Source organism: Actinoplanes sp. NPDC026623 (assembly GCF_040638275.1).
In the GTDB taxonomy this organism is placed as follows: domain Bacteria; phylum Actinomycetota; class Actinomycetes; order Mycobacteriales; family Micromonosporaceae; genus Actinoplanes.
On record NZ_JBEZXZ010000178.1, the window covers coordinates 1 to 18,522 of the forward strand.

Below are 18,522 nucleotides of genomic sequence, written 5' to 3' on the forward strand. Positions count from 1 at the left end.
CCTCCCACCCGGTGGTACCTTGCCCGGGGCGCGCCCCCCCGCCACGCCCTCCCCCCACCGCCCCGGGGCGCCCGGGCCGTCGCCCCCGCGGGCGGCGCGCCCGCCGACGCCGACACCGAGCAGCTGGGCCAGCTCGGTCGGGGTCGGGGTGCGGCCCAGCTGCGCGGTCAGCTCCTGGCGGGCGACCTCGGCCCGGCGGGCCCGGGCCCGCACCGACCGGCTGGCCCAGTCCATGCTGCGCAGCTCGTCCAGCAGCGCCCCGCGGACCCGCACCGCGGCGAACCGGCCGAACGGGATGCCCCGGGTCGCGTCGAACGCCTTCGCGGCGGTCACCAGCGCCGCGTAGCCGGCGGAGGCGAGATCGTCACGGTGCACATGAGCGGGCACCTTGAACAGCATCTCCCGGACCAGGTGCCCGACCAGCGGCATGTTCTCGCGGATCATCGTCTCGAGCTCGCGGCTGACCGTATTGACGTGCACAGACATTCGTGTTCCCCTCGCGTCTGCCGCCCGGTGACGGCTCACCGGCTGACAGGGGGAACTTTTCGTTGCGCAGGGTGCGAGTTGCGGTCACTCTCGGTTGCCGACCGGTTGCGCCGGGAAAAACCCTAAGATCCGCACAGAAGACACTCAGGAACACCCCGAGCCCGGGCTACGCCAGCAACCAACCATGATCGAGGGCCAGCCGGACCGCCTCCGCCCGGGTCCGCGCACCCGTCTTACCAATCGCCGACGACAGGTGATTGCGCACGGTGCCCTCGGACAGATGCAACTCCCGGGCGATGTCCGCCACCGTGCCGCCGTCCCGCGCCGCCCGCAACACATCACTCTCCCGGTCCGTCAACGGCGACTCACCGAACGCCAGCGACTGCGCCGCCAGCCCCGGATCCACCACCCGCAGACCCTGATGCACCCGCCGCACCACATCCGCGAGCTGCCGAGCCGGAGTGTCCTTCACGACGAAACCACTCGCACCGGCCGCCATCGCCTGCCGCAGATAACCCGCCCGGCCGAACGTCGTCACCATCAACACCCGGCACCCCGGCACCACCCGCCGCAACTCCCGCGCCGCCGCGACGCCATCCATCCCCGGCATCTCCACATCCAGCAGCGCCACATCGACCTCATGACCGCGGACCGCGGCGACAACCTCGTCACCGCGGCCCACCTCGGCCACCACCGTCAGATCCGGCTCCATGTCCAGCAACGCCGCCATCGCGCCACGCACCAGAGCCTGGTCATCGGCGAGCAACAGCCGGATCACGACGGCACCTCCACCCGTACCCGAAAACCCGGCTGATCATCGCGGCGCCCGACCGTGAGCCGCGCACCCCGCTCCTCCGCACGCCGCCGCAACCCCGACAGACCCTGCCCGTCGGACGCCACCACAGCACCACCCGGACCGTCGTCGACGATCTCCACACTCCCCGGCGACAACCGCACCACGCAATGCCCGGCCCGGCTGTGCCGCACCACGTTCGTCACCGCCTCCCGGATCGTCCACGCGAACAACTCCCGGTTACGGGTCGGCACATCATCCGCGGCACCCGGCAACTCCGCACTCACATGCGCCGCAGCGAGGGCCTCCCGGGCCGCCGCGATCTCCCCCGGCAACGAGATACCCCGCACCCCCAGCGCCGTCGAGCGCACATCCGACAACGCGTCCCGGGCCAGCACCTCCAGATCCCGCAACTCGGCCCGCGCCTTCTCCACATCCACATCCAGCAACCGCTGCGCCAGCTCCGCCTTCACCGTCACCACCGTCAGCGAATGACCCAGGATGTCGTGCAGATCCGCGGCGATCCGGGCCCGCTCGTTCGCCACCGCCAGCTCCGCCAGCTCCTGCAGCGCCAGCCGCAGCCGGTTCTGCCGCTCCGCCGCCAACCGGAAACCACCGCTGGCCACGGCGCCGAGCAACACCGCCAGGCCGTAGCCCTTGTCCTCCCAGCCCGGCACCCGCCACGCCAGCACCTCCGCCAGCACCACCAGCGCCGCCGCGAACGGAACCGCCTGCGCAATCGGCAACCCGATCATCGCCGACGCACCGATATACACCAGGCACGTCATCGCGTGAAAGCCCGCGCCCGGAACCTGCAACGCCGCCAGCCCCAGCAACGCCAGCAGCACCAGCCAGCACCACCACAGCCAATACGGCCGCGGGCCGCTGAACCGGATCCTGCCCAACCAGCCCAGCAACCCCAGATACAGCGCCACGAACCCGGCCAGCGCGGCCAGCCCCACATCCCGCTGCCAGCCGTCCGGCCGCCCCAGCAACGCGATCAGGTTCTCGTTCAGATAGAACAACCACACCGCGCCGAAAATCCACCCGAACCGGGCACGCCGGACGAACTCGTTCATGGCCACGACGCTACCGGCCGCTCAGACCCGTGCCGTGTCCCGGCGGAACCGCCACATCGCACCCGCCGAGAACAACGCCGTCCACACGATCACATTCAACGCCGCCGCCCACAGATTCCCGTGATGGGTCAGCGGATACCGGGCGATCTCGCCGACGCCGTACACCGGCGTGAACTTCGCGATCGTCGCGAACGTGTCACCCATCGAATCCACCGGCACGAACAACCCACCGGCGAACGACAGCACCGCCAGCACCGGACCCAGGATCTGCATCACGTTCTCACTCGGCAGCAGATAACCCATGAAAAGCCCGAACGCCGCGAACACCAGCGCACAGACCCACGCCAGCAACCCGCACGCCACCCACGCCTGCGCCGGAAGCTCCGCACCACCGAACGCACCGACCGCGAACGCCACCACCACCGACACCGCGCCGATGATCATCGCAAGGATCAGCTTCACCGCCACATACGCCGCCGGTCGCAACGGCGTCAGCCGCAACTGCCGGCTCCAGCCCGCCGCCCGCTCGATCGACACCATCGCCCCGCCACTGGTCGTGGCCAGCATCGCCCCGTACACCGCCATGCTGATCAGGATGTAGCCGGTGACATTGCCGCCACCCACCCGCTCGGTGCGCGCACTCGCATTCGTGCCGAACAACAGGAAGAACACCGCCGGCATCACCAGCGTGAACACCACCGTGCGCCGGTTGCGCACCATCCGCCGCAACTCCAGCCCGATCATCCCGAGGGAGAAACCCCCGAACCGCGGCAGGTTCCGCGCCGCCGGCATGCTCTGCGCACTCATCTCGCCATCTCCTGGTTGTCGTCGTCGGCCGTCAGCGTCAGGAACGCCTGCTCCAGATTCCGGGACGTGATCTCCAGATCCCGGGCCGCGGTCTCGGTCAGCAGATGCCGCGCCACCCCATCGGTGTCACGCGCATGCACGTAGACGGTGTCGCCGCGCAACTCCACCGACTCGACCCCCGGCAACGCCAGCAACGCCGACTCACTCGCACCCGGCAACGTCGCCCGCACCGTACGACCCGACGCCAGCGCCTTCACCTGCGCCGCCGTGCCGTCCGCCACCACCCGCCCCCGCCGCACGAAGACCACCCGGTCCGCGTACGCGTCGGCCTCCTCCAGGTAATGCGTCGCGAAGATCACCGTACGGCCGCCGCGCGCGTCCTCCCGGATCGAACTCCAGAAGTCGTGCCGGCCGCCGACGTCCATACCCGTCGTCGGCTCGTCCAGGATCAGCAACTCCGGATCCGGCAGCAACGCCATCGCGAACCGCAGCCGCTGCTGCTGCCCACCCGAACACTTGCCGACCAGCCGCGAACCGATGTCCGCGATCCCCGCCCGCTCCAGCGCCCGGGCCACATCCGCCCGGCCCCGGCCGAACAACACCGCGGTCAGCCGGACCGTCTCCTCCACCGTGTAGTCCTTCAACAGCCCCCCGGTCTGCATCACCGCGGACACCAGACCCAGCGCCACCGCCTCCTGCGGCGGCCGGCCGTACACCCGGGCCGTACCGGCGGAAGGATCGGACAGACCAAGCAACATGTCGATCGTGCTGGTCTTGCCCGCCCCGTTGGGGCCCAGCAGGGCCACCACCTCGCCCGGCCGGATCCGCAGGCTGATCCCATCAACCGCGGTCACCGCACCGAAGCGCTTCACCACGCCGTCGAGATCGACGGCAAGCTCGCCGGACCCTCGGGTCACGGCCTCAGGTTGAGCGGTAAGTGTCATGCCACCCATGCTCGGCGTACCGGGCAACCCCGCACCGGGCCACGCGTCACGTCCCGCCCATGACATCCGTCAGGGCCCCGCCCGCACCCGTTGCGCTCTCAGCGATCACCCCTACCGCCCCGGGCCCGCCCGAGGGCATCGTCGGGACATGAGACTTCTCCTGCTCGGAGGGACCGGATTCGTCGGCCGCGTCGTCGTCGAGGAGGCCCGCACCCGCGGGCACCACATCACCGTCCTCAACCGCGGCCACCGGCCACCACCACCCGGCACCACCGGCCTCATCGGCGACCGCCGCGAACCCGGCGGCCTCGCCGCCCTCGCCGGCGGCACCTGGGACCTCGTCGTCGACACCTGGTCCGGCGCGCCAGCCGTCGTCGGCGCCTCCGCCGCGGCACTCAGCGGGCGCGCCGGGCACTACACGTACGTCTCCAGCCGCAGCGTCTACGACCCCGACGACAAGACCGTCCCGCACACCGAGGCCGCCGCCGTCGTCAAGGCCGACCCGGACGCCGACCACGCGGACGACTACGCCGCCGCCAAGCGCGGCGCCGAACTCGCGGCCCAGCGGCACTTCGACGGCCCGGTCCTGCTGGGCCGCGCCGGGCTGATCCTCGGACCCCACGAGGACATCGGCCGCCTCCCCTGGTGGCTCAACCGGATCGCCAGGGGCGGGCCCACCCTCGCGCCCGGCACACCCGGGCTGAAAATCCAGTACATCGACGTCCGCGACCTGGCCGGCTGGCTGCTCGACGCCGCCGCGGACGGCCGCACCGGCGCCTACGACCTGGTCAGCCCGTCCGGACACACCACCATGGGCGAGCTCCTGGAAACCATCAACACCGTCACCGGCGGGCACGCCGAACTGCGCTGGACCCCCGCGCAGACCATTCTGGACGCCGGGATCACGCCGTGGATGGACCTGCCCATCTGGCTGGCGCCCGGCGACGACTACGACCTTCTGCACCGCGGCGACGTGAGCAAGGCGCTGCGGGCGGGCCTGCGGCTGCGGCCGGTCGCCGACACCGTCACGGACACCTGGGCGTGGCTGCGATCCATCGGGGGCGAGGCGCCGCAGCGCCCCGACCGCCCCACGGTGGGCCTCGACCCCGAGCGCGAGGCCGGGGTGCTCGCCGCCGGCTGACGGCTCCGGCCGTACCCGGGTGGTGTCGTTGATTCCTTTCAGTTTTTGATCTTTGGTTCGGGGGTTGTGCGGCCCGTGGCCGGCCGCACAACCCGTAGAGCGTCCTAGGATGATGGTGGGCGGGGTGGGCGAGGGCCCCGGACCGGCCTGCCGGACAATGATGGGCGTGCCTCCACCGCCGATCGACCCCGTGCCGCCGACCGGGCACACCGCCGGAACCGCGCAGACCCGGGACGACCTGCGCGCCCTTTGTCCTGAAAGGGTGGACGGCTACGACGCGGCGCTGCCCGCGGCGCGGGCGGAGGTCCTCGCCCGTCTCCTGGGTGCCCTGGACCGCGAGACCCTGCCCGGCGTCACCCGCCGCGAGCGGCGCGGCGACACGCTGCACGTCACCCTGGCCGACGGCCGCGATCTGCGCGCGCCCGCCGCGGCGGCGTTCCCGTTCGCCGCTCCCCCGGGCGGCCTCACCGCGGGACTGGACGGCACGGCCTTCGACGACCCCGCCGCGCTGCTGCGGGCGCTCCCGCTCGGGCCGCACGCCGCGCGCCTGGCCGCCGAGGTCGACAACAGCGTCGCGAATCTCGCCCTCGCGCTCGCCGACCCGCCCCCGGCCACCGGCCCCGTCCTGCGCGGCGCCGCCGGCGACCCGGACGGGCTCGGAAGGCTCGAACAACTCGTCCTCGGCGGCCACCCGCTGCACCCCTGCTGCCGCACCCGCGGCGGCATGAGCGTCGCCGACGTGCTCGCCTACGGCCCCGAACACCGGCCCGTCATCCGCCTGCGCCGCCTGCGGGTTCCCGCGGACCGGTGGTACGGCGACGCGCCGCCGGTCCTCTACGCGCACCCGTGGCAGGCCCGGCGGCTGCTCGAACGCCACCCGTGGCTGTCCGACGACGGCGAGACCGGGCCGGTGCGCCCCCTCATGTCGCTGCGGACCGTCGCCCCGCTCGACGGCGGTGAGCACGTCAAGACCGCCGTCGACGTGCAGATGACCTCGGCCGTCCGCACCGTCTCCCCCGCCGCCGTCCACAACGGACCACGCCTCTCCGCCCTGCTGGAGCGGCTCACCGCCGACCTGCCGCTGACCGTGCTGCGCGAGACCGCCGCCGGCGCCGTGCTCGTCGACGGGCGGCCCCGGCGCCACCTCGCCCACCTGCGCCGCGAGGCACCCCGGCCCGGCGCCACGGAGACGGTCGTCCCGCTGGGCGCCCTGGCCGCGCCGTCACCCCGCGACGGGCGCCCGCTGCTGCTCGAGGCCGTCGACGACCCGTACGCGTGGTGGCACGGCCTCGCCCACCTGCTCCTGCCGCCGCTGGTGACCGTCCTGGACCGCGGGGTCGCGCTCGAGGCACACGGGCAGAACACGCTGCTGGTCCTCGACGCCGGCGTGCCGGTGCGGATCCTCTACCGCGATCTCGGCGGCGTCCGGGTCAGCGCCGCCCGCCTCGCCCGGCACGGCGTCGAGGCGCCACCGGTCGAGGGCGACCTGCCCAGCGACGACCCGGCCGTGCTGCGCACCAAGCTCGCCGCCGCCACCCTCGGCACCGTCTGCGCCCAGCTCATCGCCGTCCTGGCCGGCGCCGGCGCCGACCCCGCACGGCTGTGGGACAGCGTCGCCGCCGCCGTGGCCTCGACCGGCACCGCCGACGCCACCCACCTGCTGAAGGATCCGCTGCCGGTCAAGGCCTACACCGCGATGCGGCTCGCCGACGACGCGCTCGACGACGTCTGGACGCACGTCGCCAACCCGATGGCGGCGCCGTGACCCGCAGCCTGACCACCCGGCGGCTGGCCATCGCCGCCGGGAACGTGGGCGCCGCCCTCGCGGTGCACGCACCGGAGCTGCTCGACGGCTTCACCGCCGCGCTGCCGGAGGCGACCGAGATCGTCGGCCGGCGGCTGCGCGGCGCGCTCGTGCGCGAGGGGCTGCTGCCCGCCGGGCGCGGCGACCGGGTGCACGCGTTCCGCCGCGTCGAGTACGACCGCTCCGGCGCCGGCGACCCCGCCGACCTGCTCCCCGCCGGGCTCGCGGGCAACGCCGCCGGCTTCGCCGCCGAGCTGCGCAACGGCGTCGTCAACCTCGCCATCGCCATGGCCCGGCGGCGGCACCTGCCCGCGGACGACCCCGACGACGACGTCATCGCCGGGGAGCGGCTGGCCGTCGCGGGACACAACCTGCACCCGTGCGGGCGGACCCGGCTCGGCTGGGACACCAGCGACGTGCTCGCCCACGACCTCGAGGCCGGGCACACCCGGCTCGGCTTCGTCGCCGTACGCGACGACGTGCACCTGGGCGACGACGTCGGCGCGGTGCTGCGTGCCGCGTACCCGCACCTGCCCGAGCCGCCGCCCGGATACCGGCTGCAGCCGGTGCACGCCTGGCAGCGCGACGCCGTGCTGGCCGAGCGCTACCGCGACCTGATCGACGACGGCGCGCTGCGGATCCTCGGCGACTCCGGCGGCGTGCTCCCCGCGGTGCCGACCGCCGCGCTGCGCACGCTGCTGCTCCCCGTCGCCGCGGACGGCAGCCGCCGGTACGTGAAGGTGTCGCTCGACATCCAGGTCACCTCGACGCGGCGCAGCATCAGCGTCGCCAGCACCCGCAACGGTCCCGCCCTCTCCGCGCTGCTGCACCGCCTGGTCGCCGGGGACCCCGGCGGGGACCGGCTGATCCTGCTGGCCGAGTCCGCCGGCGCCGCCGTGCCCGTCGGCTCCGGCCGCGACATGTCCGCGATCGTGCGCGACGGGATCAGCGGCCGCCTCGAACCGGGCGAGCGGGCCGTGGCCGGCAGCGCGCTGCCGTTCGTCGGCGCCGCCCTCGTCGCGCAGTTCGCCGCCGCCGCCGGGCGCCCCGACGACGCCGGCGCCGCGGCCGCCTTCCTGGACGCCTACGCCCGGCTGCTGCTGCCACCGCTGCTGCGGCTGACGCTGCGCGGGGTCGCGCTGGAGGCGCACCTGCAGAACTGCGTGCCCACCTTCGTCGCCGGGGTGCCGCACCGGCTGGCCGTGCGCGACTTCGCCGGACTGCGGCTGCACCCGGGACGCCTCGCCGCCGCCGGGCACGAGCTGGCCCTCTGGCCCGGCTCGGTCGTCGGCACCGCGGACCCGGCCGTGCTGCGCGCCAAGATCGGATACACGGTGTTCCAGGCACACCTGGGCGAGCTGATCATCCGGCTCGGCGAGTCGCACGACCTGGACGAGGACGCCGCCTGGCGGCTCGTGCGGGCCGTCGTCGACGAGACCTACGCCGGGCTCGGCGCGACCGCCGCCGAGGACCACGCCGCGTTCACCGCCCGGACCGTGCCGCACAAGGCCCTCGTGCGGATGCGCCTGGCCGGCGACGGCGACGAGTACGTGCCGGTGGAGAACCCGCTGCATGCGCCCGCCTGAGCACGTCGAGGCCGCGCTGCGGTCCCAGCCGCGGCCGGTCTGCGCCTACGTCTACGACACCGCCGCCCTGCGCGACCGCGCCGCGGCGGTCCGGGCCGCGCTGCCGCCGGGCACCACCCTGCTGTACGCGGTGAAGGCCAACGGCCATCCGGACGTCGTGCGTACCCTCGCCGCGGCCTGCGACGGCCTGGAGGTCGCCTCCGGCGGCGAGCTGGAGCTGGCGGTCGCCGCCGGGGCCCGGCGGATCGTCTTCGGCGGCCCCGCCAAGACCGACGCCGAGCTGGCCGCGGCCGTCGCCGCCGGCGCGCAGGTCAACGTCGAGAGCGCGCACGAGCTGCGCCGGCTGGACCTGGCCGCCCGGGCGGCGGGCGTCGTCGCCGAGGCCGCCGTACGGGTCAACCGGGCGGGCCCGGCGCTGCCCGGCAGCCACGCCATGACCGGCACACCCACCCCGTTCGGCGTCGACGAGGCCGCCCTGGCCGGGGTGCTCGCCCTGCGGCCGGAGTCCGTCCGGATCACCGGCTTCCACCTGCACGCCGTGTCCAACAACCTCCACGCCGCGGCACACGCCCGGTTCATCGCCGACGCCGTCGACTGGTCGGTGGACACCGCCCGGCGCCACGGCGTGCCGCTGCGGCTCGTCAACGTCGGCGGCGGCCTCGGCGTCGACTACCTCGGCGACTCCACCATCGACCTGGACGCGCTGCGGGCGGGCCTGGCCGGCCTCGCCGTCCCCGGCGGCGCCGACCTGATCGTCGAGCCCGGCCGCATCCTCGCCGCCGACGCCGGCTGGTACGCCGCCGAGGTCCTCGACCTCAAGCACACCCACGGCCGCTGGTTCGCGGTGCTGCGCGGCGGCACCCACCACTTCCGGCTGCCCGCCGCCTGGGGCTACAGCCACCCCTTCACCGTCCTGCCCGTCGACGCCTGGCCGTACGGGTGGGAGCGGCCGCAGGTCGCCGACGTGGCCGTTGACGTGGTCGGCGAGCTGTGCACGCCGCGCGACGTCCTGGCCCGCGACCGGCACGTCCGGCGGCTGCGCGTCGGCGACGTGCTGGTCTTCGGCCGCACCGGCGCGTACGGCTGGGACATCTCGCACCACGACTTCCTGCGGCACCCGCCGCCCGTGTTCGATGTGGTCTGACCATTTCGCCGGATGGGCCCTCCCGGACGATCAGCGCACCCGCGTCGAAAGAGGCCCCGAAGGCCGGGGCGACGAGCGCCGAGAACTGGAAGTCACCCCGGTACGAGCCGAGCAGCAGCGGCGCCTCGGCGCGCACCGATCCGTCCTCAGGGCTGGTGAAGAGGTCCGTGCGCGGGCCGGCGGCGACGGTCAGCACACCCTCCTTGCAGGCCCAGCTCTCCGGTGCGGGTGACCGGCTCAGCGGGAACGGCAGTTCAGGCACGCGGATCTCCATGCCGACCGTTGTACCGGCCCGGCGCTGCCCACCAGGGGCAGCAGGCCGGCCGGATCGTCCACCGTGTACTCACAGACCGCGTCATCGGGGTCGACCCGGTACCGCGCCGCGCCCGGGACCAGCGCGTTCGTGACGAGCACTTCTCAGGGTGGACGGCGAGGCGCCGCGCCACCGGCGCATGGAGCCGCGGATCGGGCTTGCGGCATCGCTCCTGCCAGGAGAAGACGAGCGGGACGAACGCGGTCGGGCTCCAGCACTCCGCCAGCTCGGCACCGCAGTCGCTCAGCAGGCCGATCCGGAACCCCCGCCGCCGGAGTTCCGCCAGGACGCCGAGCGCGTGTGCCGCGGCTGGCGGAGGCGGGCATGACCGCTCCGGTGATGCGCGAGCGCGAGGGCTCGCGATACTCCTCAGCGCCGGGGTCGGTCAGCGTGCCGAAGTAGCCGAAGATCACCGCGCGCATGGCCCACACACGGACGCGCCGGAGACCCCCCGTGGTGCGAGGGCCTCCGGCGAGGCGGTTCCGTGCGGTGGATCAGGATCCGCGAAGGATCAGGTTGCCGTTGTCCGCGGCGCCGCTCTGCGAGCCGCTTGTTTCGCTGGCACGTTTTGCGCGCCGCATTCCCGCGGCTTTATCCGGCTGGCGTTTCGTTCAAACCCAAACGACGCAGGATGTTATCGCGGTTCCCGTTTCCGCGCAGCGCGGTCAAGGAGTTCAAGCGGCCCAGCAAAGTCGTGGAAGATGCGGGGCATTTCAAGTCTTGAATCGCCGACAAGGTTTTTTCAAAACGTTGGATGCGGCTTTCAAGGTCCGTTCCGCTCGGAAGGTTCGCATTCTTGAGCGCTACCTGCGCGTTCACTTGGGCTTGAGTGGGTGGGCAGCGACCGGGAACTTTTACCCCGGTAGGGCCAACGCGGTCGGCTGTCGCGTTCGGATCGCCCGGGCTGAAACCCAGCGCCGGCACCAAAGCGTTGATGTTAGCGGAGCTGGCTCCGGCGTTCCCCGTCGCTCCACCGGCCGGCGGATTCGTAGCGGCCGGCGCGGCTTTATCCGCTGGCGTTTCGTTCAAACCCAAACCACGCAGGATGTTATCGCGGTTCCCGTTTCCGCGCAGCGCGGTCAAGGAGTTCAAGCGGCCCAGCAAAGTCGTGGAAGATGCGGGGCATTTCAAGTCTTGAATCGCCGACAAGGTTTTTTCAAAACGTTGGATGCGGCTTTCAAGGTCCGTTCCGCTCGGAAGGTTCGCATTCTTGAGCGCTACCTGCGCGTTCACTTGGGCTTGAGTGGGTGGGCAGCGACCGGGAACTTTTACCCCGGTAGGGCCAACGCGGTCGGCTGTCGCGTTCGGATCGCCCGGGCTGAAACCCAGCGCCGGCACCAAAGCGTTGATGTTACCGGAGCTGGCCCCGGCGTTCTCACCGGCGCGACCCACGCCGGTGCTGACGGCGAAGATGCCGGCGACCAGCGTCGCAGCGACCGCTCCCAACGTCAGCTTGCGCGTCCGGTTGCTCTTGCTGCTTCGATACATCCACCGCTCCCTCGCGATCGTCCACTGCCCGTTGCAGTACCGATGAGTACGGGACGGTCGATGGTCGCGGTTCAGCGAACAACATTAAAAGTTCTATAACCGCACGCTGTTCGGTGCGTGCAGGCGCAACATCGTCGCCCCGACGTCGCCCGGCACCCGCCGCGCCGTGAGCAGCGACACCACCACCATCACGACGAACGCCAACGGCACGGTCCAGGCGGCAGGCTGAACGACGAGCACCGCCGGCCACCCGCGCAGCGGCGCGCTTGCTCGAGGAGATCCACGAGACACGGCCTGGACCGTACGGAATGCGCTACCGGACGAGCGATTTCCTGATTTAGTCTGATTATCAGGGCAGTCTCGGGGCCGCGCCTCAATCACCACGGGGGACCATCATGACGATCCGTATCCGCGTCCGCGCGGCGGCCGGGGCACTGGCCGTCGGCATCCTCGGCGCCGCCCTCGGCGTCCCGGCCACGGCGCACGCCGCCGTCACCGCAGCGCCGAGTTCGGCACAGCCGGCCCCGGCGGACCCGTATCGGCAGGGTTTCCGCAAGGGCCTGCTGGTCGGCGACGACGCGGCCGAGAAGCAGTGCGCCTACGACAGCAGCGTGGACTACGGAGAACGCCCCCCGAGGCCCGCACCGTTCGACCCGGCGACCGCGGCCGTGCCCCGCGGCCACAGCGAGGAATGGGGCCGCGGATACCGCGAGGGACTCCGGCGCGGCTGGACCGACGGCATTCAGTACTACTGTGCCCACGGCTCCTGAACCCGGTACGCCCTCAGGAATGATCGCCACCGATGCCTGAGGAGGTCGGCACCCAGAACCGCAGCTTGTCGCCGCGCCGATCTTCGAAGACGCCGCCGTTGGCCTCGATCACCCGGCGCGAGGCGTCGTTGGTGGCGTCGCACGTCACCAGCGCCGAGGCGATACCCAGACCGCGCGCCACCGGCAGTGCGGCGCGCAGCATCGCGGTCGCATGACCCCGACGCCGAGCGGACGGTCGCACGTCGTATCCGATGTGACCGCCGCCCTCGAGCAGCTGCGCGGTCAGACGATGCCTGATCCGATGCGGCGCGGTCCACGCATCCGCGTTCGTGAACCCGTTCTCCGCTCAGGCATGGTGACGACACAATGCGCGGCTGGACGCCCTCACCGAACGAATCGCCGCGCCTGCGGCCACGGCCTGGGCGCCGAGGCCGTCGGTCGACGGGGCACCTGCCGACGTGGCAGGCGCGTCGGTCGGCGAGACACTGATGGGGTGGGGATGCTGAGGCTCAGGTTCTGCCCGGACACGAGCGCCGCCGACTGGCTCGTGTCGTCGGCCACGCCCTTTCCGCAGTTGGTCACCTTCGGGCCCCCGGGCTTCGCGGCGTTCGCCCGGCTCCGCTTCATCCCGGACCCCACCGGCCCGGGCCAGCAGGAGACGGACGCCGAGGTTCCGGACGGGCACCCGTCGGACACCGAGCAGACCCGGCGCGCGCTGCGGCTGCTCGCACCGTTCACGTCCACCCCGGAGGAGTGCTATTTCTGCCTGTGGGAGGGCTACTCCGACGCCCCGCTGCCGCAACCCGGCCCGCTGGTCGAGCTGCCGCACCGCCGCTACGCCCTGCTGCGCGGCGGCCTCGACGACATCGACGCCTGGGAGTCCGATCTCGGCGGCGGGCAGAGCATCGCGCCGCCGGCGTTCGTCTGGCCCGCCGATCACCGCTGGTGCCTGGCGGCCGACGTCGACCCGCACTGGGCCGGCATCGGCGCCGAGCGGGCGGCCGTCGACGCGCTGCTCGCCGATCCGCGGCTCGACGTCGTGCCGGCCCGCCCCGAGGACAGCCAGCCCTGGTACCGCTGACCGGCGGATTTGATCAAGGGACGCAGCGCAGGGTCACCACCAGTGGGCGGCCGGTCCTCGCCGCACGGTACCCAGATCGCGGGAGCCGCCGGCAGCCGAGGCATGGCGCGGGTGGCCCGTCAGCCGCCGGGCGGCCTGCGACGTCCGACGAGGAAGTAGGCGATCGGGACGGCGCCCATCGAGTTGACGAGCACGACCGTGGTCGCCCACACCGCCTTCGAGCCGCGGACCTCCCCGGCGGGCCGGCGCTTGAGGTCCGCCAGCGCCGCGATCTTCAGGAGGCCGTCGAACGCGCCCGCGACAAGGATCAGCCGGCGGTGGCGTTCGCTCAGGTCGCGCCATCGTTTCTTCGCCATGCCGACCTCCCCATTGTCCGACGGTACGGCGCAAGGCGTCGATTCCATCTAAACACCCACTCACCCGGGCCGTTCAAGGACGCGCCGCAGGCGGTGGGAGACGTCCGCCAGCGGCCACCGCATCGCGGTCTCGAGCGGGACCCCGGCGGTCAGGCGACCGACCAGGTCCCCGCCGAGCCAGTACCCGCACCGGCCGGGCAGTTCGCCGTCGCGGTCCGCGGCGCCGCTGAACCACAGGTCCGACACGTCCTCGCGGGTGAGATCGGCCAGCGCGCGGCGCCGCAGCGCCGTCTCCGCGGCCCGGCATCGGCCGATCCACCCCTGGCGGCCCGCCGCGAACCAGAGATGGCCGCTGCCGTCGATCTCGGGCAGCAGGCGGGTGGTGGCGCTGACGGCCAGACCCTCGCGGAAGAGGTCGGCGTCGAACCGGCTGCCGGGCCAGTCGTACGCCGCCCGCCGCTGATGCTCCGCGTGGATCATCTCGTGCAGGGCGAGCACGACGTCGAATCCGGGTTCCGGCAGCTGGTCCACCGCGAGAAACAGGGTCGGCTCGCCGTTCACCCGGGTGACCCATCCGTTGGCCGCGCCCATCCCGACGAGCAGCACCGTGTCGACGCGGCCGGCGTCCGGCAGCGCGCCGCGCAGCAGCTCACCCGCGGCCCGCACGGCGTCGCCGGCGCGCCGTGCCCGGCTCGGCAGCTCCGCCCGGCGGCCTACCAGGGCCGGGAGGCTCCGCGGCGCGTCGGCGGGGTCGAGCCACGGCTCAATTGCGCGGTAGAGCCCCGCGTACGGCTCCACGACCTGTGCGTGCCACCGGGACACCAGGTCGGCGCCCGGATCCGCGGCGGCGAACTCGGCGAACGGGGTCACCAGATCCTGGATCAGCACGGCTCACCGGCGGGCCGACGACCGGGTGCGGCGCAGCTCGCGCAGGGCCTGGCGGCGGGTGTCGCCCTTGAGGGTGTCGATGTAGAGGCGGCCGTCCAGGTGGTCCGTCTCGTGCTGCAGCGCCCGGGCCAGCAGCCCGGTCCCGGAGATGGTCAGCGGCTCGCCGTGCTGATCGAAACCGGTCGCCGTCACCGACCACGCCCGGGGTGTCGGGTAGCCCATGCCGGGCAGCGACAGGCAGCCCTCCTCGTCGTCCTGCTCCCCCTCGGGGTCGGAGAGCACCGGGTTGATCAGGTGCCCGACCTCGCCGTCCACCCGGTAGGAGAACGCGCGCAGGCTCACGCCGATCTGCGGTGCGGCCACGCCGGCCCGCCCGGGCTCGCGGACGGTGTCCTCCAGATCCGCGACGAGGGCGCGCAGGGCGGCGTCGAACACCGCGACGGGTTCCGCGGGGATCCGCAGCACCGGGTCGCCGAACAACCGAATGGGGCGAACAGTCATGCACCCCAACCTATGCGAACGCCGGCGCGCTGCCCTCGATCGCCGCGCGCATCGGCGCGGCCTTCGCGGCGGCCTCGTCGACCTCCGCGGTCTCGTCGCTGTCCCAGGTGATGCCGCCGCCGGCCCAGAGGTGCACCCGCTCGCCGTCGACGGCGGCGGTCCGGATGCTCAGGCCCAGGTCGACGTGGTCGGTGCCGACCCAGCCGAGGGCGCCCATGCTGACGCCGCGGCCGACCGGCTCCAGGCGGGCGATCTCGGACAGCGCCGCCAGTTTCGGCGCGCCCGTCACCGAGCCGCCGGGGCAGACCGCGCGCAGCAGCTCGGCCAGGCCGAGCGGCCGCTCGATCGGCGCGGACACCACCGACTCGGCCTGCCACAGCCCGCACCAGCGGCGCACCGCGAACAGTTCGTCGACCCGGACCGGGCCGACGCCGCCGAGCCGGGCCAGGTCGTTGCGCTGCAGGTCGACGATCATCACGTGCTCGGCGCGTTCCTTGGCCGAGCCGAGCAGCTCGCGGCGCCCGGCCGCGGTGGCCGGCCGGGTGCCCTTGATGGGCCGGGTGATCACCCGGCCGCCGCGCACCTCGACCAGGGTCTCCGGGGACGCCGTCGCGATGGCCCATCCCCGGCCGGTGAGAACGCCGCCGTACCGCGCGCCGGGCAGCCCCGCCACCCGGGTGAGGGCCGGGCCCGGATCGCCCGTGTACGGCGCCGAGGCATGTCCGACAATGTTGACCTGATACACGTCGCCACGCCCGATCGCCGCCCGCGCGGCGGCCACCGCGGCGGCGTGCTCGGCCCGGCTCCAGCTGTCGCGCCAGGGCCCGACACGCCAGGGCCGCGCACCGCCGGCGCCTGATTCGAAACCGCCCGAATCGTCCGGACCCATCGCACACGCTTCCACTACGGAGCGTGACGATTCGGTGGGGTCGTGGACGTAGGCGACGGCCACCACGTCGGGGATTCCGGGGACCGGCGAAGGGGCCCCGGGAGGGCCGCCAACCATTACCGATCCGGCCGATGCGGACACGTACAGTGCGGCCCCGCAGGGGGTTCCAGCGCCGGTCGGGTGAATTTGGCTAGCCGTTCGGCCGAACTCTCGCACCGGCAGTCCGTTGCCGGAGAGGAACGCGGAGACAAGCTCAGCTGGGTCGCCGGGATCACCCAGGGACCACTCGAAACGGCATGACGCACGGTGACGGCCCTGGCAGGACGCCGGAAAACCCGGTTGAGCACCCGAGCCAGGTGTCGGAAAGTGGCCGTATCCCGGCCAGCCGTGGAGCATCTGAACAGTGGAATCGCTCAACGCGGCACCGTCACCCGGGAAATCCGAAATCGTTCGGATGGGAGTAGTGTTCCGCCCCGTTGATGTGAAACACAACACAACACCACTACCGGAGACACACGATGTGCCAGCACCCGAACTCCTGTCCCTCCGCCGCAGCCATGGACCGCGAAGCGGCCCGGGTCGTGGCGACCTTCCCCGAGCAGGGTTGGAGCCTGCTCTGTAACGGTGTCATCGTCTTCGAGGACACCGGCGAACTGCTGCCCGACGGCAGCACCATCGCACCGCACCGCGGACCCGCCCGGCACGCCCTCGCGGCCTGACGGACACAACGATTCAGGCCGGCACACCACGCCGGCCCGCACAGACCGCCGGTTGCGCCGGCAGGTAGCCACACCGCACCACCCCGCCCGGCCGACCGCCGGGCACAGGCACCGCCGCGGGCCGACCGGAAAGTTCCCCGGCCGACCCGCTCGACGGCTCACTCCTCGAACGCCTCCGGCGACGGACACGAGCAGACCAGGTTCCGGTCGCCGTACGCACCGTCGATGCGACGCACCGGCGGCCAGTACTTCGAGGTCCGGTCCACACCCGCCGGGAAACCGGCAAGCGACCGCGGATATGCGTGCGACCACTCGTCCGCCGTCACCGACGCAGCCGTATGCGGCGCGTTGTGCAGCGGATTGTCGTCCCGGGGCCACTCGCCCGCCGCGACCCGGTCGATCTCACCCCGGATGGCGATCATCGCCTCGCAGAACCTGTCCAGCTCGGCCAGGTCCTCGCTTTCGGTCGGCTCCACCATCAGCGTCCCCGCCACCGGGAACGACATCGTCGGCGCGTGGAAGCCGTAGTCGATGAGCCGCTTCGCCACATCGTCGACCGTCACGCCCGTCGCCTTCGTCAGCGGCCGCAGGTCGAGGATGCACTCGTGCGCGACCAGGCCCTCGTTGCCCGCGTACAGCACCGGATAGTGCTCGCGCAGGCGCGTCGCCACATAGTTCGCCGCCAGGACCGCGACGGCCGTCGCCGCCGCCAGGCCGTCCGGGCCCATCATCCGCAGGTACGCCCACGAGATCGGCAGGATCCCCGCCGAGCCGTGCGCCGCCGCCGATACCGCGTGGTGGTCACCCGGCTCGAGCGGGTCGCCCGGCAGGAACCCGGCCAGGTGCGCCCGCACCGCCACCGGGCCGACACCCGGGCCGCCGCCGCCGTGCGGGATGCAGAACGTCTTGTGCAGGTTCAGGTGCGACACGTCCGCGCCGAACCGGCCCGGCTTGGCGAAGCCGACGAGGGCGTTCAGGTTCGCGCCGTCCACGTACACCTGTCCGCCCGCGTCGTGCACGGCGCCGCACAGCTCCGCGATGCCCTTCTCGTAGACGCCGTGCGTCGACGGATAGGTCACCATGATCGCGGAGAGGGTGTCCGCGTGCTTCTCGATCTTCGCGGCCAGGTCCGTCAGGTCGACGTTGCCGTTCTCATCGCAGGCCACCACCACGACCCGCATGCCCGCCATCACCGCGCTGGCCGCGTTCGTGCCGTGCGCGCTCGACGGGATCAGGCACACGTCGCGGTGCGTCTCGCCGCGCGAGCGGTGGTAGCCGCGGATCGCCAGCAGGCCGGCCAGCTCACCCTGCGAGCCCGCGTTCGGCTGCACGCTCACCGCGTCGTACCCGGTGATCTCCGCCAGCCAGCCCTCCAGCTGCGCGACCAGGGCCTCGTAGCCCGCGGTCTGCGACGCCGGCGCGAACGGGTGGATGTTCGCGAACTCCGCCCAGGTGACCGGCTCCATCTCGGTGGTCGCGTTGAGCTTCATCGTGCACGAACCCAGCGGGATCATGCCCCGGTCCAAGGCGTAGTCGCGGTCCGACAGCCTGCGCAGGTAGCGCAGCATCGCCGTCTCCGAGTGGTGCGAGGAGAACACCGGGTGGGTCAGGTACGCCGTGTCGCGGCCCAGCCCGGCCGGGATCGCCGCGACCGGCGCGGCGGGCGCCGCCGCGCCGAAGGCGGCCAGGACCGCCTCGACGTGCGCCGGCGTCGTCGTCTCGTCACACGAGAT

Annotated in this window: 18 protein-coding genes and 3 pseudogenes; 7 read left to right on the forward strand and 14 right to left on the reverse strand. The window is 72.9% G+C overall.

What is annotated here, in order from left to right:
• The 5 genes from AB0F10_RS35095 to AB0F10_RS35115 all read right to left on the reverse strand — a co-directional run.
• Nucleotides 1–486: sigma factor (locus AB0F10_RS35095; protein WP_360635266.1), on the reverse strand; the 486-nt coding region annotated here is incomplete at its 3' end.
• Between the two features lie 166 nt (nucleotides 487–652).
• Nucleotides 653–1,264 carry a response regulator transcription factor gene (locus AB0F10_RS35100; protein ID WP_360635269.1) on the reverse strand — a complete coding sequence of 204 codons (612 nt, stop codon included), beginning with the start codon at nucleotides 1,262–1,264 and terminating at the stop codon, nucleotides 653–655.
• Nucleotides 1,261–2,358 (reverse strand): histidine kinase, encoded by a 1,098-nt coding sequence (locus AB0F10_RS35105; RefSeq protein WP_360635272.1) that lies wholly within the window; start codon nucleotides 2,356–2,358, stop codon nucleotides 1,261–1,263. Before AB0F10_RS35105 ends, AB0F10_RS35100 begins: the two co-directional genes overlap by 4 nt.
• Nucleotides 2,359–2,379: 21 nt before the next feature.
• Nucleotides 2,380–3,102: an ABC transporter permease gene (locus AB0F10_RS35110; protein ID WP_360635275.1), complete on the reverse strand. Its 723-nt coding sequence runs from the start codon at nucleotides 3,100–3,102 to the stop codon at nucleotides 2,380–2,382.
• 59 nt (nucleotides 3,103–3,161) lie between these two features.
• On the reverse strand, nucleotides 3,162–4,109 hold the full coding sequence (locus tag AB0F10_RS35115) for an ABC transporter ATP-binding protein (protein WP_360635278.1): 948 nt from the start codon (nucleotides 4,107–4,109) through the stop codon (nucleotides 3,162–3,164).
• 148 nt (nucleotides 4,110–4,257) lie between these two features.
• Between AB0F10_RS35115 and AB0F10_RS35120 the strand changes: the two genes are divergently transcribed.
• From AB0F10_RS35120 to AB0F10_RS35135, 4 genes are all read left to right on the forward strand, one after another.
• Nucleotides 4,258–5,250: an NAD-dependent epimerase/dehydratase family protein gene (locus AB0F10_RS35120; protein ID WP_360635281.1), complete on the forward strand. Its 993-nt coding sequence runs from the start codon at nucleotides 4,258–4,260 to the stop codon at nucleotides 5,248–5,250.
• A gap of 166 nt (nucleotides 5,251–5,416) precedes the next feature.
• A complete protein-coding gene (locus AB0F10_RS35125; protein ID WP_360635284.1) occupies nucleotides 5,417–7,015 on the forward strand; it encodes an IucA/IucC family protein in 1,599 nt (532 codons plus the stop codon).
• Nucleotides 7,012–8,640, forward strand: a complete 1,629-nt coding sequence (locus AB0F10_RS35130; RefSeq protein ID WP_360635287.1) for an IucA/IucC family protein — start codon at nucleotides 7,012–7,014, stop codon at nucleotides 8,638–8,640. The genes AB0F10_RS35125 and AB0F10_RS35130 overlap by 4 nt, the downstream gene beginning before the upstream one ends.
• On the forward strand, nucleotides 8,627–9,784 hold the full coding sequence (locus AB0F10_RS35135; protein ID WP_360635290.1) for an alanine racemase: 1,158 nt from the start codon (nucleotides 8,627–8,629) through the stop codon (nucleotides 9,782–9,784). Before AB0F10_RS35130 ends, AB0F10_RS35135 begins: the two co-directional genes overlap by 14 nt.
• 31 nt (nucleotides 9,785–9,815) lie before the next feature.
• On the opposite strand, the pseudogene AB0F10_RS35140 reads toward AB0F10_RS35135, so the two are convergent.
• From AB0F10_RS35140 to AB0F10_RS35150, 3 genes and pseudogenes are all read right to left on the reverse strand, one after another.
• Nucleotides 9,816–10,058, reverse strand: a pseudogene (locus tag AB0F10_RS35140) (DUF1349 domain-containing protein); the annotation flags it as partial.
• A 630-nt stretch (nucleotides 10,059–10,688) separates the two neighbouring features.
• Complete coding sequence (locus AB0F10_RS35145) at nucleotides 10,689–11,585, reverse strand: hypothetical protein (RefSeq protein WP_360635293.1); 897 nt, start codon at nucleotides 11,583–11,585, stop codon at nucleotides 10,689–10,691.
• Nucleotides 11,586–11,678: 93 nt separating this feature from the next.
• A pseudogene (locus tag AB0F10_RS35150) lies at nucleotides 11,679–11,846 on the reverse strand (cation acetate symporter); the annotation flags it as partial.
• A 134-nt stretch (nucleotides 11,847–11,980) separates the two neighbouring features.
• Between AB0F10_RS35150 and AB0F10_RS35155 the strand changes: the two are divergent.
• Nucleotides 11,981–12,355 (forward strand): hypothetical protein, encoded by a 375-nt coding sequence (locus tag AB0F10_RS35155; protein ID WP_360635296.1) that lies wholly within the window; start codon nucleotides 11,981–11,983, stop codon nucleotides 12,353–12,355.
• Nucleotides 12,356–12,368: 13 nt separating this feature from the next.
• Here AB0F10_RS35155 and AB0F10_RS35160 read toward each other — a convergent pair.
• Nucleotides 12,369–12,653 (reverse strand): annotated as a pseudogene (locus tag AB0F10_RS35160) (GNAT family N-acetyltransferase); the annotation flags it as partial.
• 201 nt (nucleotides 12,654–12,854) lie between these two features.
• Between AB0F10_RS35160 and AB0F10_RS35165 the strand changes: the two are divergent.
• A complete protein-coding gene (locus AB0F10_RS35165; RefSeq protein ID WP_360635299.1) occupies nucleotides 12,855–13,436 on the forward strand; it encodes a hypothetical protein in 582 nt (193 codons plus the stop codon).
• Between the two features lie 119 nt (nucleotides 13,437–13,555).
• Here the strand turns inward: AB0F10_RS35165 and AB0F10_RS35170 are convergent, their stop codons facing one another.
• Genes AB0F10_RS35170 through AB0F10_RS35185 form a run of 4 tightly spaced genes read right to left on the reverse strand, consistent with a single transcriptional unit; the run spans nucleotide 13,556 to nucleotide 16,349 of the window.
• Entirely contained in the window at nucleotides 13,556–13,792 is a 237-nt protein-coding gene (locus AB0F10_RS35170; protein WP_360635302.1) for a hypothetical protein, read from the reverse strand.
• A gap of 60 nt (nucleotides 13,793–13,852) precedes the next feature.
• Entirely contained in the window at nucleotides 13,853–14,680 is an 828-nt protein-coding gene (locus tag AB0F10_RS35175; protein WP_360635305.1) for a hypothetical protein, read from the reverse strand.
• Nucleotides 14,681–14,683: 3 nt separating this feature from the next.
• Entirely contained in the window at nucleotides 14,684–15,181 is a 498-nt protein-coding gene (locus AB0F10_RS35180; protein ID WP_360635308.1) for a peptide deformylase, read from the reverse strand.
• Between the two features lie 10 nt (nucleotides 15,182–15,191).
• Nucleotides 15,192–16,349 (reverse strand): chorismate-binding protein, encoded by a 1,158-nt coding sequence (locus tag AB0F10_RS35185; RefSeq protein WP_360635317.1) that lies wholly within the window; start codon nucleotides 16,347–16,349, stop codon nucleotides 15,192–15,194.
• Between the two features lie 239 nt (nucleotides 16,350–16,588).
• Between AB0F10_RS35185 and AB0F10_RS35190 the strand changes: the two genes are divergently transcribed.
• Entirely contained in the window at nucleotides 16,589–16,789 is a 201-nt protein-coding gene (locus AB0F10_RS35190; protein WP_360635311.1) for a DUF5999 family protein, read from the forward strand.
• Nucleotides 16,790–16,947: 158 nt separating this feature from the next.
• On the opposite strand, the gene gcvPB is transcribed toward AB0F10_RS35190, so the two are convergent.
• Nucleotides 16,948–18,522 (reverse strand): aminomethyl-transferring glycine dehydrogenase subunit GcvPB (gene gcvPB / locus AB0F10_RS35195; protein WP_360635314.1); only part of this gene is annotated, 1,575 nt, incomplete at its 5' end.

What these genes read in the sequence shown, in the direction of transcription:
- AB0F10_RS35165 (WP_360635299.1), top strand. Translation starts at nt 12,855, where the DNA reads ATGCTGAGGCTCAGGTTCTGCCCGGACACGAGCGCCGCCGACTGGCTC.
- AB0F10_RS35155 (WP_360635296.1), top strand. Translation starts at nt 11,981, where the DNA reads ATGACGATCCGTATCCGCGTCCGCGCGGCGGCCGGGGCACTGGCCGTC.
- AB0F10_RS35115 (WP_360635278.1), bottom strand. Translation starts at nt 4,109, where the DNA reads ATGACACTTACCGCTCAACCTGAGGCCGTGACCCGAGGGTCCGGCGAG.
- AB0F10_RS35170 (WP_360635302.1), bottom strand. Translation starts at nt 13,792, where the DNA reads ATGGCGAAGAAACGATGGCGCGACCTGAGCGAACGCCACCGCCGGCTG.
- AB0F10_RS35180 (WP_360635308.1), bottom strand. Translation starts at nt 15,181, where the DNA reads ATGACTGTTCGCCCCATTCGGTTGTTCGGCGACCCGGTGCTGCGGATC.
- AB0F10_RS35135 (WP_360635290.1), top strand. Translation starts at nt 8,627, where the DNA reads ATGCGCCCGCCTGAGCACGTCGAGGCCGCGCTGCGGTCCCAGCCGCGG.
- AB0F10_RS35105 (WP_360635272.1), bottom strand. Translation starts at nt 2,358, where the DNA reads ATGAACGAGTTCGTCCGGCGTGCCCGGTTCGGGTGGATTTTCGGCGCG.
- AB0F10_RS35110 (WP_360635275.1), bottom strand. Translation starts at nt 3,102, where the DNA reads ATGATCGGGCTGGAGTTGCGGCGGATGGTGCGCAACCGGCGCACGGTG.
- AB0F10_RS35190 (WP_360635311.1), top strand. Translation starts at nt 16,589, where the DNA reads ATGTGCCAGCACCCGAACTCCTGTCCCTCCGCCGCAGCCATGGACCGC.
- AB0F10_RS35145 (WP_360635293.1), bottom strand. Translation starts at nt 11,585, where the DNA reads ATGTATCGAAGCAGCAAGAGCAACCGGACGCGCAAGCTGACGTTGGGA.
- AB0F10_RS35120 (WP_360635281.1), top strand. Translation starts at nt 4,258, where the DNA reads ATGAGACTTCTCCTGCTCGGAGGGACCGGATTCGTCGGCCGCGTCGTC.